This window comes from Thiomicrospira sp. (assembly GCF_036568485.1).
Classification (GTDB): domain Bacteria; phylum Pseudomonadota; class Gammaproteobacteria; order Thiomicrospirales; family Thiomicrospiraceae; genus Thiomicrospira.
This window is the reverse complement of the sequence record NZ_DATCSL010000009.1, coordinates 1-13,866: the sequence shown is the minus strand read 5'-3', so window position 1 is coordinate 13,866 and position 13,866 is coordinate 1. Positions and strand designations below refer to the sequence as shown.

Genomic DNA, 13,866 nt, shown 5'->3' with positions numbered 1-13,866 from the left:
GGTTCGAGCATGACAATTTTCTTGCTCGTTAACCAGTCCGCTTTTAATAAAGCCAAAGGCACCGCAGTCGACTTACCCGCCCCCGGCTCCGCTTGAAGCACCAGGCCTGGTGCTTGCGCTAAGGTCGAAACAATCTGAGGTAATAAGGCAGAAATCGGTAAGGTCATAGTTTTTCTTTTTTTAACCACGAAGGACACGAAGAGCACGAAGGACTGGGGTGACGGTGGAATAGTGCAACTAAAAAACAGCTCTCCTTTTTCCTAACCCCTTCTTTATGCACTTTGGGTGCGCAGGGAGGGGTTTATCTAAACCTTCGTGCTCTTCGTGGTTCAAAACCTATCACTGGCGCACAAAGCGGGGCATGGCGTAGTGGGATTGGAAATTGGAACGGTAGGGATTGATATCCAAACCACCACGGCGCACGTAACGTGCATATACCGTTAACGCATCGGGTTCGCACATTTTTTCTATGTCGGTAAAAATGCGTTCTACGCACTGCTCGTGGAATTCATTATGATTACGGAACGACACAATATAGCGCAACAACGCTGCACGTTCGATGCGTTTACCGCGATATCGAATCACAACCGTCGCCCAATCCGGCTGACCGGTCACCAGACAATTAGATTTAAGCAAGTGGCTGTATAAACATTCGTCTACCTGTTGATCCATCGTGCTTAAGAGTTCTGGGTTCACTTGGTAGTCAGAAACCTCAATATCTTGATCGTCTAAACAAATGCCATCTTCTAAATCAGACACCAACGTTTGCGTTTGTTCGATGGGGTGAATAATAACTTTAACCTTGCCGCCACTAGCTTTAGACAAGTCTTGCTCCAGGCGATATTTAACGTCAACCTGGGTACCAAACTTGGTGCCGTTAAATGAATTAAGGTAAAGCTTAAAAGACTTGGATTCGATAATATTAGGTGTATCCGATGGAAACGCAAATTCGCCAATCGCGACCATGGGTTTGCCTTTGTTATTTAACCAAGACAACTCATACGCCGTCCACACATCCGCACCGTGAAACGGCATCATCGCGCCGATCAGACCCAGCTCGTCGCGTTTGAGTTGACGCGAAATCGGGAACAATAAACTCGGATCGTATTCCTGACAATAACCAGAATGTTTGCCCAACGGGCTGTTTTGAATGGGGTCGGACATGGTTTTCTCCTAGTCACAGATCGGGGCTAAAAGTCTAATGGTCATAATTCTATCACTCAAGCCAAAACGCAATCACGTACAATTTGGCTTTTAAGTTCAGTGCGGAGACCAGCATGTTAAGTGCGTTGTTTTTAGGAATTGTGGTGACATTTGGTTTGTTAGGTGGCTTATGGCTAGGTTTTACGCAACTACGTAAACGTCCAGGTTTTGAAAAACTGAATAGCCGTGAAGCCAATAAACGTATGCTACAAATCACTTTGCTGATTTATGCGGGTGGTTTTGGCTTGACGATTTATTTTATGCTCAACTGATCAAATTATTTGCTGGGTCGTTAAAACTGATAACTCAAACCCAAGGCCGCGCCCCAAGTGGGCAACATGGTATAGGTGTCTTGTTTATTACCATCGGCATCAAATACCGTAAATTCATACAGTGGAGAAAAACGCAAACTGCTGGTCACGCTCCAGTGTTCAGCCGGCTGATATTTCAAGGCCAGATCAGCTTGCCAGGCATCAATTTCACCATAACCGTCAGCGGCAATTTGACTGTCTTCAGCCAACTTAGCCATAATCGCATTATTTACCATTCCGGCGCTGAGCTGCCATTGGGGTGAAAAGCCATAGCCAATATAACTGCGTTGATAACCCAACAAACCACTCCAGCCTATAGGTTCTCGCATACGATAACTAAAACCGGCCACGGGTAAAAAACGCGAACGTACCGGATGATAACTGAGTGCCGCGCCATAACTGACAGCCCAGCCGTCTTCTAGCTGACGAATCCACATAGTGAATAAGCTCAAACTCATTGAATCATGGGTTTGTTCTTCATAAGTCATGCCCAAACCCACTGAACTTAACCAACGGATATTGTCATTCCATTTCTTCATATAACGCGCGCCTAAACGCACTGACTGCAATTGATCAACCGGCGCGTTTTGCCCATCTCCAAATGGCAGTTGATCAATTTCTTTCCAGTTTAAACGCCAGGGTTCGTAGGATAGACTCGCAAAGATATTTGAAACCTCAAGCTTATCAGCGCCAAACGCAAATTCGCCGCCTTCGTTACGCAACGACGTCGAATTTAAGTAACGGTGTTCTACTTCGATTTTAGGTTTAAAACTCGGGCGACCGTTTGCAAGCACCAGGCCTGGTAATAGACAAATTAATCCACTCAGGGCAATCAAACGCATAAAAGGCTCCAAAAAATAGGGCTTTGATTATACAAAACAATCAACCGCTTAAAATGGAAATAAGTCGCAGGGTCAACAAACAAAAAAACCGGTTCAAGCTAAGCTTGAACCGGCAAGGTGAAGGATGAAAAAAGACCGAAAACACTGTCATTAAAGAGCGATACGTCGCCTTAATGTGCGTGCGGATGCGCTTGTGCTGAACGTTGTAAAAACTGATTGATCAGATACATGGCTTCACCCGTTTCGCCTTTAAACGCGATCAACTTAACTTGATCAAGAATACCGCGGAACAACACTTCTTCTTCGCGCTGCTCGGCAATAAAGAATTGCAACATATTGAAGGTATTAAAATCTTTAGAATCTAAAGCTAACTCAGCCAATGCATTAATCATTGAGGTAACTTTTAGCTCATGCTCAAAGGCTTTATTAATGACGTCAACCAGGCTTTTATACTCAGTTGGCGGCGCTTCAACCGCACCCACTCTAACCGGCGCATCACATTCGATTAAATAATCGATAATCTTATCTCTATGTGCTAACTCTTCCGGTACATGCTGTCGAAAAAATGCCGCTGCACCCGCCAAGCCCTGTTCTTCACACCAGGCTGACATCTGTAAATACAAGTTTGAGGCATACATTTCAGCCGTCACTTGCTCATTCAATTTTTGAATCATTTCTGGTTTTAGCATTTTAATTCTCCTTAATGAACGATTTAACACTCGTTTTACCCGTTCATTATAGACATAGCCAATGACAAATAAAAAGTGGCGCAGAGGTTGGGTAAACCCCTGCACCCTTATAGACATTAGAACTTATATTTTGCGCCTAGTTCAAACGAACGCTCTGGGCCAGCGTAAATACCCTGACGTAAGCTCGCGATATAACGTTCATCGGTTAGATTTTTAACTGCGCCGAATACACTCAATTGTTTATTAACCGTGTAATGTGCGTTTAAATCTACAGTTGTGTAAGCATCTAGCTTGCCTTTAAAGAAGCCTGAGGTGTTTTCTTGCAAAGCTTCCGTATTCGCTGCATCGGTATATTGTTCACTGATATAGTTAGCCGATAAAGCGGTTTGTAAACCACCAGTTTGATAACCAAGTTTTAAGTGCGCTACTAATTCTGGAGCGTAGGTCACACGGTTACCATCATTATCGCCATCTACAAACTTGGCATCTGGCACATAGGTCGCATTGGCATCAAAGCTTAAACCGGCACCTAAATCAAACCCAATTGCACCCTCAATCCCTTGATGCAGAGTCTTTCCACCATTTGCGTTAACAAAGCCACCACTATTCGACGGAATTACCTGGTTTTGGAAGTCCATACGGAAAGCAGCGAGCTCGTAACTTAAATCCTCGTTTGCACCACGCACACCAATTTCGATATTGGTTGAACGTTCGGCTTCAAGCTTCTGATCAGTACCACCATCAATCGCGTCGGCGTTTTGCGCTGGAGCAAAGGCTTTATATACGCCACCGAACACCTGCGCCATAGGCGTGGCTTGGAAAGTCGCACCCACACCTGGCATTAACTCAGTATTGGTGGTTTTGCCATCGTTGGTATTGTCTTTCAGGTCATCGGTTCTTTGTACATAGCTTTCGATGCGTAAGCCCGGTGTGACCGCCAACTTATCATTAATTTCAAACCGGTTTTGACCGTAAAACGCCATACTGGAGGCCGATTGTTCAACATCTTTGCTAAGTGTTCCTGAACGCGGTTGCGCACGAGTCGCCAAGATTTTAGTGTCTTTCATCATTTCGGTATCAAAACGCACACCTAATTCGGCCTGGTTTTTTAAGCCTAATAAATTATGCTCAACATTCAAGCGTGAATCGATCCCTTGACGCTCAAATGAGCGGTTGTTACCCGCTAGCGTATCCTCATAAACCCAACTATTGGCGGTCGCTGACTCTGCCTGTTTAACATCATAACGCCAGTAATCACGACTAACCTGGCTCCAATAAACTAAAGTGTTGAGTTTTACATTCGGGCTAATCTCTAACTCATGATTTATATCGAATGAATCACGTTCAGTTAAGAAGTAGTCATCGGGCGCAGGATTGTAGCTCGCACCGTCTTCAAACTCCTCTAAAAATAGACCGCGATAAGAAATATTGGCGTCATTATCATAATGGGTAAATTTCGCGCTTACCCATTGGTTGTCACCTAACGCCATACCACCTTTGACCATCAAGTCGTTCATTTTAAAGTCTTTGTCTTGGAAACCATCGCTTTCTGCTTTGGTATAAACGATTCCGCCATAGGCTTCACCCGATGGTGCGCTGCCGCCCGCTTCAATAGTCGTTTCTTTGTAGTTGTCACTGCCCACACGACCCGAAATCGCCACACCATCTTCCGGTGTTTTGGTTTTATAGTTAATCACCCCACCAATGGTGCTAGGCCCATAACGTAATGATGCCGCGCCTTTTAATACTTCAATACTTTCCATACGCTGAATGCGTGGGTTGTAATAACGTGCATTACCAACAAATAAACCCGGTGCGACCGGCACACCATCTTCCAAAACTAAGGTTTTAGAATCCGCTGCACTCAAACCGCGCATACCGATATTCACAACCACCGCACTTTCTTCTTCTGGCTTAATGACCAGGCCTGGTACTTCTCGTAACGCATCCTCGGTCGACAAAGGTTGCATTAATTCCAAGTCTTCTTTCGTCACAACTGCAACCGATCCAGGTTGTTTGGTGACAGCTTCAACACCTTCGCCCACTACATCAATACGTGGCAGTTTATTTTCGGCATAACTAGGTGCCGCCATAATTGCCGCCATGCTGACAAACAAGGTTTTGAGTACAAGTTTTTGAGTTGACATAAGTTTCCTTAAGAAAATTTTTCAACACTTGGCTGGCAACTTAGGAGCTGGCTAATGTGTTTTTTACAAATAAAAATTTAATGGTGCGCAATTGAAATTAAGTTTGACGCCATAAATTGCACGGTATGGCGTGTTGTTTGACACTGGGCTTGGTGTGGGCATTCTGTACACAAGCTTTGCACACAGGTTTGCAAACACAAACGCGCAATCGCATCGCGACTGTGGGTATCCGAACAGTTTAGATCGGCTGCGCATAACACCCCAAGACGAAACAATTCAGCTAATTTTTGTTCGGAGAGTGACAGGTTAATTAAGCTCGCTTGTTTTTCCATGCTGGTCTACTTGGTCAAAATCAATTTGTTTTCTTTGGTGACACATAAACGATATTGGTTGTCACCATGTTGAATCACAACCTGCTTTTTACCCGCCAAAATGCTTTGGCTATCTAGGGTTCTAACTTGGTTAGTTGAGTTTTCAACTCGGCCAATATTAGTGGTTGTGGTTGATGACATGCTGTCTCCAATTCGTAAAACTTAATATAAATGAGAATTAACATCAATTGCGTTGGTGCATAATAATCAACACAATAATCTATGTCAAATGATAATGAATATTATTTTGATATTTTTTAAACGCCGATTTTGGCTTGTTTGCTTACAACAAGCGACTGAGGGCAAGATGAGATAATTTAACGGAACTGAAGGCTTTCAGCTTGGCACTGAGGACAAATAGTGTGAATCACATTAAGCGGTTGCTTACCAAGCTCACCGAGTGATTCGGGGGTTTTCCAATCGTCACTGGCTTGATCTTTAAGGCGGTTACATAAACTACAGCGTGTAAATTGATAGGATTGATTGGGTTGTTGATGGCTGACATCATGCAAATTAACAGCAAACTTAAAAGGTTCACTGCGCACTAAAAAATGTTTCATCTCTACCCAGCCGTTTTCAAGCGGGGTTAGTTGCATTTCCATGAAACGTTTATGGGTCGGTGAGTCGCAACGATATGCGCGGGTCAGCGTTTTTTTCTTAAGACGGCACAAGGTCAAACAGTTTTCATAATAGAGGCGCGTGGCTTGATCAGCGACATATTGGCTGAAAGGTTGATTTAATACCTTGGCTTCGGCCAAACTCTGCCGGGCTTGCCCTTGTTCCGCTATCTCTTCCCAGTTGGAGGACACATAAACGATACGGTTATCCGCATCCAGCTGCATCGTCAGCTCATTACGGTGGCTGGCATCTAATTTATTCAGTGTATCCAGTGTCAGTTTTTCAGTCATCACAATCTCAATTTAAGCTTTTGCTGGCGCATCGAGTTGACGCATGGCCTGTTTGTAAACCAATGCAGCTTGCGAATCCTGTCCTTCTGCTTCGTAACATTGCGCCAACACATGGAAGGTTTCCAACTCTGGACGCAAACGCAAACTTTCACGCAGATAACCATGCGCTTGCCCCCAAAGTTGACTTTGACAAGCTAAACGCCCCAAGCTAAGCAATAACACCGGGTTGTCAGGATGATCTTTTAACCAAGCCTGGGCTTTTTTCAGCCGATCAAACGCCGGGCCGAACTGAATTTGGCCGTACAAATACACTAAATGTTCATCCCACTGGGTTTTGATGGCTTTTTCTAGCCATTCAGACAAGCCATTCAATTGTTTAACCTCAAGACAATATTGCACATAAGCCGCCATCACTAATGGATGCAATTTTTGCTTTGTATTTAACCCCTGCCACTGAGATTCTAAATCCGTATGATTGGCCGACTTGGCTAAACGCATCGCCACCACTTCGGTTTCCAAACCTTCTAGCTCATCCCGCTTGAGTCCCGCGTGTTTTTTAATCGCGGGCATCAGGTTCATTAAGGTTTCGGCTTGTTTGTGTTGACGTAACAACTGCACGTATTCACTTAAAACTGCGCGATGACTGGGTTGTAAACGATGCAACTCACTTAAAATCACTGAAGCCGTCCCGGCATCCTGGTCTTTTAATAAACGCGCTTCCACTAAGCCGATCGTCAGCGCATCTTCTGGATAAAGTTCACGCGCCTGAGCTAAATATTTATCTCGACGAGCGCTGGCTTGCTGCATATCGGCCATTTTGGCGGCGGTTAAATAATGCACTAAACCATTTTCGCTCAGTTTCGCTGACTTAATAAGCTGCTTTTCGGCTTGTGCCCAGTCCGACTCCTCTTGCGCGATTAAGCCTTTAGACAAACTCATTTGAGCTTGATGATAACGTTTGACTTGGCGCCGTTTACGCCAAGCATCCGGTAAGCCTTTAAGCCATAACCAAACGCGGATCAACGCATAAAATAGGATCAATAAAACAATAAGCCCAGCCAACATAAAGCTCACACTGGTATTGATTTCCCACACATCCCACTTAAGTGTGACTTCACCCAAGTTTAATAAAGCCAAGCTGGTTAAGCTGACTGCAAAAATTAACAGTAATCCCCAACCGATGAGTTTTTTCATTGCGCCCCCTCTTCGGTAGGCTCAACTGGAACACTGGGCTCACTGGTTTCATTTGTGGTGTGTTTTTTAATGCTGAACAGTTGATTAAAACGCGAGAACAGACCCTCTAGCTGTGGCGTAATTTCGTCCACGGCTTCTTGTACTTTAGGCGCCATACTGGCCATCCAATCGGCTTGGGTTTGAGCCAGGTTGGCCAACTCATCACTGAGACTTTGTATTTCAGTTTGCAGGCGTTGCTTGTCTTGCTGCCATTGCTCCGACTCAACATAGCCTTCAATTTCTGACAACTCTTGTTGACTGCGTTGATTTAACTCAGCCAATTCTTCTCGTAGCGTTTGTAATCCCGTCTGTAAGTCTTGTTTAGCTTGTTCGAAATCTTCACGTAACTTGGGATCATTGATCTTAATCACCTTGTCGTCTGATTCTGAAAAACCAAACATGGCTTGGCTGGCCTCAGTTAAGCGCAACTGCATTTCTTCTAACTGTATTTGAGTCGTTTGTTGACTTGCTTCAAGTTCAGCCAATGCCTGTTTCCAAGCTTGTTGTGTTTGGCCAAACTCCGCCAAATGTTGCTGCTGATTTTTTAACTGCTCAGTTAGCTGAATAAGCTCGGCTTGCTGGCTTTGTATTTGGCTTACCAAATCTGTGCGGGTAGGCGATTGTTGAATAAACAACCAGGAGGCGAGTGCCAAGGCAAAGGCGGTACCGGACACCAATAAAATAAGCCAAATTAACAGATTCGAGCGCCAACTATTATTGTGCGACGTTTTGACACGTTTGGCTTTTTTTGATGGATCCGTTTCGTGATCGGATGAATTTGCTGACTTGGATTCGGCCTCCACAAACTCACCTTCGACCACATGATGTTCGGCTTTGGGGGTAATGGGGTCACTCATAGCTTTCTCCTAAAGACGTAGCATAACGTTGCAAGGTATCAACAATCGCCGCATCGCTTGAGGTGGGCGTGACCAAAATGCTTCCGCTAAACCCAAGCTTACGCGCGGCGTTTTGAATGCGCTCACTAAATACTATCAGAGTTTGGCGAAAGCACCAGGCCTGGTCGGCTGGATTTTGCGCCGACAAGCTTTGGCAAAAGGCCTCTAAACTGCTCACACTGGTGAACAAAATCACGGGTGCTTCGGCTTGCTTAAAGATCGGCCAAATGCTTTGGCAAAAAGGCGCCGCTTGGCGTTGATAAACTTCAAAAAACTCAACTTGGGCGCCCTGTTCGATCAGGCTTTGCGCTAAATGCTCTCGCCCGCCATCGCCTCGCACAATCGCCACACGCAAACCATTGGGTTTCGCAAACACCGCCAAATTCAACATGCCTTCAGAATCAAATGTGCTCGGTAAAGGCGCTAAATTTGGCCAACCTTGTTGCTCAATCGCCTGCGCGGTTGCGTCGCCCACAGCAACCAAACTGGCTTGAAATGAAGCCGGAAGCGACGGCATTTGCTGTGCAAAATAGCTGACCGCATTGCGGCTGACAAACACCCACACATCATAATCATTCCATGCAGGTTGCTGACTTAACGTTTGAGCTTGAATCTGCAAACTCGGACAATCCAAACTCACAAAACCCGCCTCAAGCAAAGCTTGATTCAAGCACCAGGCCTGGTGCTTGGGGCGCGTATTAAGTAAAGTCGGCGTCATCGTTCTATCTGCCTAATGGAGTTGCCGTACACGACTTGAGCGAGCTTAAGCCTGCTCGCTATAGAGTTTCTGTAAAATCTCGCGTGCGCCGCCCTCTAACAGCTGCTGGCCAATATCACGCCCTAGCTCTTCGGCTTGCGCGGCCGGTGCGCGGCCTTCTTTACGCACAATATGCGAACCGTCGGTTTCAGCGACCAAACCACGCAACCAGACTTCACCACCTTGCAGTAACGCATAACCACCAATCGGCACCTGACAACCACCGTCCAACGTATGGTTCATTGCACGTTCTGCGCGCACCACGGTTTCTGTATCGGCATGGTTTAATACTGCCACGAGTTTTTGTGTGTCAATGTCATCCGCTAGGGTTTCAATCCCCAGCGCACCTTGTGCCACCGCGGGTAAACAAAGCTCAGGTGCCATTCGATCACGAATACGTTCCTCCAAACCTAAACGCTCTAAACCAGACGTGGCCAATACAATCGCATCATAATCACCCGCATCCAGTTTTCCCAAACGTGTGCCTACGTTTCCGCGCAAAAAACGTACTTCCAAATCTGGGCGCATAAACTGAAACTGCGCTTGACGACGCAAACTTGAGGTACCCAAAATCGCACCTTGTGGCAGTGCATCTAGATTTTCATATTTATTTGACACAAACGCATCGGTCGGATCATGGCGCTCCATAATTGCGCTTAAAACAAAACCTTCTGGTAACTCCATGGGCACATCTTTCATCGAATGTACGGCTAAATCAGCCTGGCCAGAGAGCATTTGGTCTTCTAACTCTTTAGTGAACAGACCTTTGCCGCCAATTTTTGCTAAAGGCACATCCAAAATTTTGTCACCTTTGGTGCTCATCGGAATCAATTCCACCACCAGGCCTGGATGCGCTTTTTCAAGTAGGTCTTTAACAAATTCGGCTTGCCACATCGCGAGTGGGCTTTTACGAGTTGCGATACGTAAGGTCGTCTTCATAGTCTGTTCCATTTATGTGTAAGCCACACATTTTACTCAAATGCCACAAGGATTTTCGCTAAAATAACGCTGTTATCCAACGAAAGGCGCGAGATCATGTTAAAACTTATTTTTACCCTGCTTTTATCCAGTCTGTTATTGACAGGTTGCGACCGTGAAGCTCAAGCCAATCAACTCAAAGAAATGGACGATTTTGCTTGGACCGCCCAACAGGCTCGCGAAAAAAACATTCCAATTATGATTATGTTTACCGCTCAGTGGTGCGACTTTTGTCACCAGCTTAAACGCGAGGTATTAAACCCCATGTTGCTAGGCGGTCTGTATGAAGATTATGCGATGATTATGCGTCAAGTGAGTGTCGATTCGAGTGCGCCACTGAAATTTTCAGCCGCTGAAACTCTACCCAAACGCGATTTTGCTAAGCTTTATAATGCCGATATTACACCGACGCTGATTTTTGTCGATTCACGCGGCTTGCCAGTGGGTGATCGTATTGTCGGCGTATCCGACACCCAATTATTTGCCGCCATGATTCACAAGTCGTTAAATCAGGCTTACCAAAAAATGGGCAACCCAATGGAATTACCGGCTTCACCTGAACAAATGCGTCGCCCGTTAGCCGGCTTTCCCGAAAAATAAACATTAAAGGTGCGATATGACACAGAACATTAACCAAGAAAAACTTTCGAGCGGCCGATTTAGTGAATCAACCGATGCGTTTGTCGAAGAATTTACCGCCTCGATTCAGTTTGATCACCGTCTCTATCGCCAAGATATTCAAGGCTCAATTGCGCATGCAAGAATGTTATATAAGGTCGGCATTTTAAGCGCCAAAGAAGAAGACGACATTATTAAAGGTCTAGAGCTGGTTCAAAAAGAAATCGAAAGCGGCGAAATGATTTGGTCCATTAAACAAGAAGATATTCACATGAATATCGAATCTCGCTTGACTCAAATGATCGGCATTACCGGTAAAAAACTGCATACTGGCCGTTCGCGTAACGACCAGGTTGCGACCGATATTCGTTTATATGTGCGTGATGAAATTGACTTTATTTTGACGGAACTCAAGCGTCTTCAACAAGGTATTATCAGTGTCGCCGAGCGTGAAGCCGATACGATTATGCCCGGTTTTACCCATTTACAAACCGCACAACCGGTGACGTTTGGTCATCATATGTTGGCTTGGTATGAAATGTTAGTGCGCGATGTCGAACGTTTAGAGGACTGCCGCAAACGCGTGAATACTCTGCCGCTAGGATCGGCGGCCTTGGCGGGCACTACCTATCCGATTGATCGCGAATACACCGCCAAACTATTGGGCTTTGATCGCATCAGCCAAAACTCACTAGATGGTGTATCAGATCGAGATTTTGCGATTGAACTCACTGCGTGGGCAGCGACCTTGTTAATGCACTTGTCGCGTTTCTCAGAAGAATTGATTTTATGGTCATCCGCCCAATTTCAGTTTATTGATTTACCGGATCGTTTTTGTACCGGTTCGTCGATTATGCCGCAAAAGAAAAACCCGGACGTGCCCGAGTTGGTGCGTGGCAAATCTGGACGCGTATATGGCCACTTAATCAGCTTGCTAACTTTAATGAAGTCACAACCGCTGGCTTACAACAAAGACAACCAAGAAGATAAAGAACCTATTTTTGACACAATCGACACCGTTCGTGGTTGTTTACGCGCTTTTGCCGACATGATTCCCGCCATGCAAGTAAAACGCGAAATGACTTATGAAGCCGCCAAACGCGGATTCTCTACCGCCACCGATTTAGCGGACTACTTGGTTCGTAAAGGTTTAGCTTTCCGTGATGCACATGAAATTGTGGGTTTAGCGGTCGCTTATGGTGTAAAAAACAAAGTAGATTTATCCGATATGCCACTCGAAACCCTGCAGGGTTTCAGTGATAAAATTGGCGCGGATGTGTTTGAAGTTTTAACTTTAGAAGGCTCAGTTGCCGCACGTAACCACTTAGGTGGTACGGCTCCAGAGCAGGTGAAAGCTCAGGTTAAAAAAGCCAAGCAAACCTTAGCTTAAAGCCGGATTCTAAACAGCACCACCAGGCCTGGTGGTCACAATTTTCAAACCCCTTAAAGCAAAAAACCCCGCCAAGGCGGGGTGATTGTGCCAATCACTGGCACACAAACAAAACTAACTAGGAAAACACAAAGTTCAGATTAGAACTTATGCTTGATACCAACTGAAACGTTCGTTAGACCATCAGTAGATCTCATCATGTTTTTATCAGCAGAAACATATTCAACATAAGCGGTCGTGGCTTTTGCTAATTTGTAGTCCACACCAAAGGCCATAGTTGTACCATCTTTTAAGCCTGCCTGATCATAGCTAACCGTTGAGTATTTAGCTTTTGGCATAAAATCACCCATTTTGTAAGCTAAACCAACCTGAATGTTAGTACCATCCAAACCATCACCCTTTGAAATAACATCTGCAGTTTCATCAAATGACTGATAAACCACGTTAGCTATCAAACCAGATTCTGCATACTGAGCACTGATACGCATTTCAGTTGCTGCTTTTTGGTTTGTATCCACTTCATCAGTGGCTGCGTCCCAAGTATTCATTGCCGCGGCTAGATATAGGCCTTTTTTAGTTGAACCATAAGTTAAAGCTGCAGAAATGGCATTTGTTAATGCGCTATCTGTTTCAGATTCGTCATCTGCTGTAGTATTCACGTCATATGCAATGTTGCTTACACCCGCTACCATTAATTTAATACCTGAAAATTCTGGTGAGGTATACATCAACACATTATTAGCACGGACTTCACCAGCAGAACCTTTCACACCGAGGGCACCTGCCATTGAAGTTTTACCCATATCGCCATAAGTCGTGTCATTAAGTAAATCTTTTGGCTGTGACATTTTGAAAGGTGTATCGTGACGACCAACCATAACCGTACCGAAGTTACCGGCTAAACCAACATAAGTGTTACGACCAGACAAACTATTAAAACTTTCAGCCACTTTTACACCGAATTCCATTTTATAAACACCCTTAAGGCCGTTACCTAGGTCTTGTGAACCTTTCACACCTACACGTGAATTATGATCAGTGGTTTTCATGCCTTTGTCTGTCGTGCTGTTGATCGCTGCGTTGATTTGACCGTAAACGTCTGGGCCAGATTTGTGATCGTCAGCCATAACGGCTGGAGCGGCAACAACAGAAGCGATGGCAAGAGCTAAAATATTTTTCTTCATGAGTTTTTCCTTAATCAATAAAATTAAACGCGTTAATTTGAAACACGCGATAACTTTACCATTGCGAAGCGCGGACTTGTTAAGGTTTTGTGAACTTAGATGACGTTTTTTTGACAAGCTACGCACAAGCACCAGGCCTGGTGCCTAAGCTAAGAAGATTAAATGCCGTTATTGGCTATTAAGATAAATAATAAAGTCGTGATAAGGCAAAGGCCGTGCAAAATAATAACCCTGGAAGTCATAACAGCCTTGTGCAATTAAGGCTTGACGTTGTGCTTCCGTTTCCACGCCTTCGGCTAACACATGCAATCCCAAGGCTTTACCCATTGCGATAATGGT

The 13,866-nt window shown here is 45.0% G+C and carries 16 protein-coding genes; 3 read left to right on the top strand and 13 right to left on the bottom strand.

The annotated features are described in order from the left end of the window. Positions 1-339 precede the first annotated feature (339 nt). Entirely contained in the window at positions 340-1,164 is an 825-nt protein-coding gene (gene queF / locus VIM91_RS01345) for an NADPH-dependent 7-cyano-7-deazaguanine reductase QueF (RefSeq protein WP_331863041.1), read from the bottom strand. A gap of 113 nt (positions 1,165-1,277) precedes the next feature. Here queF and VIM91_RS01340 point away from each other — a divergent pair, with 113 nt between their 5' ends. After that, positions 1,278-1,475 carry a hypothetical protein gene (locus tag VIM91_RS01340; RefSeq protein ID WP_331863040.1) on the top strand — a complete coding sequence of 66 codons (198 nt, stop codon included), beginning with the start codon at positions 1,278-1,280 and terminating at the stop codon, positions 1,473-1,475. 20 nt (positions 1,476-1,495) lie between these two features. On the opposite strand, the gene VIM91_RS01335 is transcribed toward VIM91_RS01340, so the two are convergent. From VIM91_RS01335 to hemC, 10 genes are all read right to left on the bottom strand, one after another. Further along, positions 1,496-2,356: a hypothetical protein gene (locus VIM91_RS01335; protein WP_331863039.1), complete on the bottom strand. Its 861-nt coding sequence runs from the start codon at positions 2,354-2,356 to the stop codon at positions 1,496-1,498. 170 nt (positions 2,357-2,526) lie between these two features. Then, on the bottom strand, positions 2,527-3,045 hold the full coding sequence (locus tag VIM91_RS01330) for a ferritin (RefSeq protein ID WP_331863038.1): 519 nt from the start codon (positions 3,043-3,045) through the stop codon (positions 2,527-2,529). A 116-nt stretch (positions 3,046-3,161) separates the two neighbouring features. Then, on the bottom strand, positions 3,162-5,192 hold the full coding sequence (locus VIM91_RS01325; RefSeq protein ID WP_331863037.1) for a TonB-dependent siderophore receptor: 2,031 nt from the start codon (positions 5,190-5,192) through the stop codon (positions 3,162-3,164). Between the two features lie 77 nt (positions 5,193-5,269). Further along, entirely contained in the window at positions 5,270-5,524 is a 255-nt protein-coding gene (locus tag VIM91_RS01320) for a hypothetical protein (RefSeq protein ID WP_331863036.1), read from the bottom strand. A 6-nt stretch (positions 5,525-5,530) separates the two neighbouring features. Continuing rightward, entirely contained in the window at positions 5,531-5,704 is a 174-nt protein-coding gene (hemP, locus tag VIM91_RS01315) for a hemin uptake protein HemP (protein ID WP_331863035.1), read from the bottom strand. A 176-nt stretch (positions 5,705-5,880) separates the two neighbouring features. Beyond that, positions 5,881-6,471, bottom strand: coding sequence for a hypothetical protein (locus VIM91_RS01310; RefSeq protein WP_331863034.1), 591 nt, complete (start codon positions 6,469-6,471; stop codon positions 5,881-5,883). Between the two features lie 12 nt (positions 6,472-6,483). After that, positions 6,484-7,665: a heme biosynthesis HemY N-terminal domain-containing protein gene (locus VIM91_RS01305; RefSeq protein WP_331863033.1), complete on the bottom strand. Its 1,182-nt coding sequence runs from the start codon at positions 7,663-7,665 to the stop codon at positions 6,484-6,486. Beyond that, positions 7,662-8,561 (bottom strand): hypothetical protein, encoded by a 900-nt coding sequence (locus tag VIM91_RS01300; RefSeq protein WP_331863032.1) that lies wholly within the window; start codon positions 8,559-8,561, stop codon positions 7,662-7,664. Before VIM91_RS01300 ends, VIM91_RS01305 begins: the two co-directional genes overlap by 4 nt. Further along, complete coding sequence (locus VIM91_RS01295; RefSeq protein WP_331863031.1) at positions 8,554-9,318, bottom strand: uroporphyrinogen-III synthase; 765 nt, start codon at positions 9,316-9,318, stop codon at positions 8,554-8,556. The genes VIM91_RS01300 and VIM91_RS01295 overlap by 8 nt, the downstream gene beginning before the upstream one ends. 45 nt (positions 9,319-9,363) lie before the next feature. Beyond that, complete coding sequence (hemC, locus tag VIM91_RS01290; protein ID WP_331863030.1) at positions 9,364-10,296, bottom strand: hydroxymethylbilane synthase; 933 nt, start codon at positions 10,294-10,296, stop codon at positions 9,364-9,366. 96 nt (positions 10,297-10,392) lie between these two features. Between hemC and VIM91_RS01285 the strand changes: the two genes are divergently transcribed. Together VIM91_RS01285 and argH are read left to right on the top strand one after the other, a co-directional pair. Then, positions 10,393-10,935, top strand: coding sequence for a thioredoxin family protein (locus VIM91_RS01285; RefSeq protein ID WP_331863029.1), 543 nt, complete (start codon positions 10,393-10,395; stop codon positions 10,933-10,935). Positions 10,936-10,951: 16 nt separating this feature from the next. Beyond that, positions 10,952-12,343, top strand: a complete 1,392-nt coding sequence (argH, locus tag VIM91_RS01280) for an argininosuccinate lyase (RefSeq protein ID WP_331863028.1) — start codon at positions 10,952-10,954, stop codon at positions 12,341-12,343. 140 nt (positions 12,344-12,483) lie between these two features. Here the strand turns inward: argH and VIM91_RS01275 are convergent, their stop codons facing one another. Together VIM91_RS01275 and VIM91_RS01270 are read right to left on the bottom strand one after the other, a co-directional pair. Then, positions 12,484-13,527 carry a porin gene (locus VIM91_RS01275; RefSeq protein ID WP_331863027.1) on the bottom strand — a complete coding sequence of 348 codons (1,044 nt, stop codon included), beginning with the start codon at positions 13,525-13,527 and terminating at the stop codon, positions 12,484-12,486. Positions 13,528-13,695: 168 nt separating this feature from the next. Further along, a complete protein-coding gene (locus tag VIM91_RS01270) occupies positions 13,696-13,854 on the bottom strand; it encodes an EAL domain-containing protein (RefSeq protein ID WP_331863042.1) in 159 nt (52 codons plus the stop codon). Positions 13,855-13,866 lie beyond the last annotated feature (12 nt).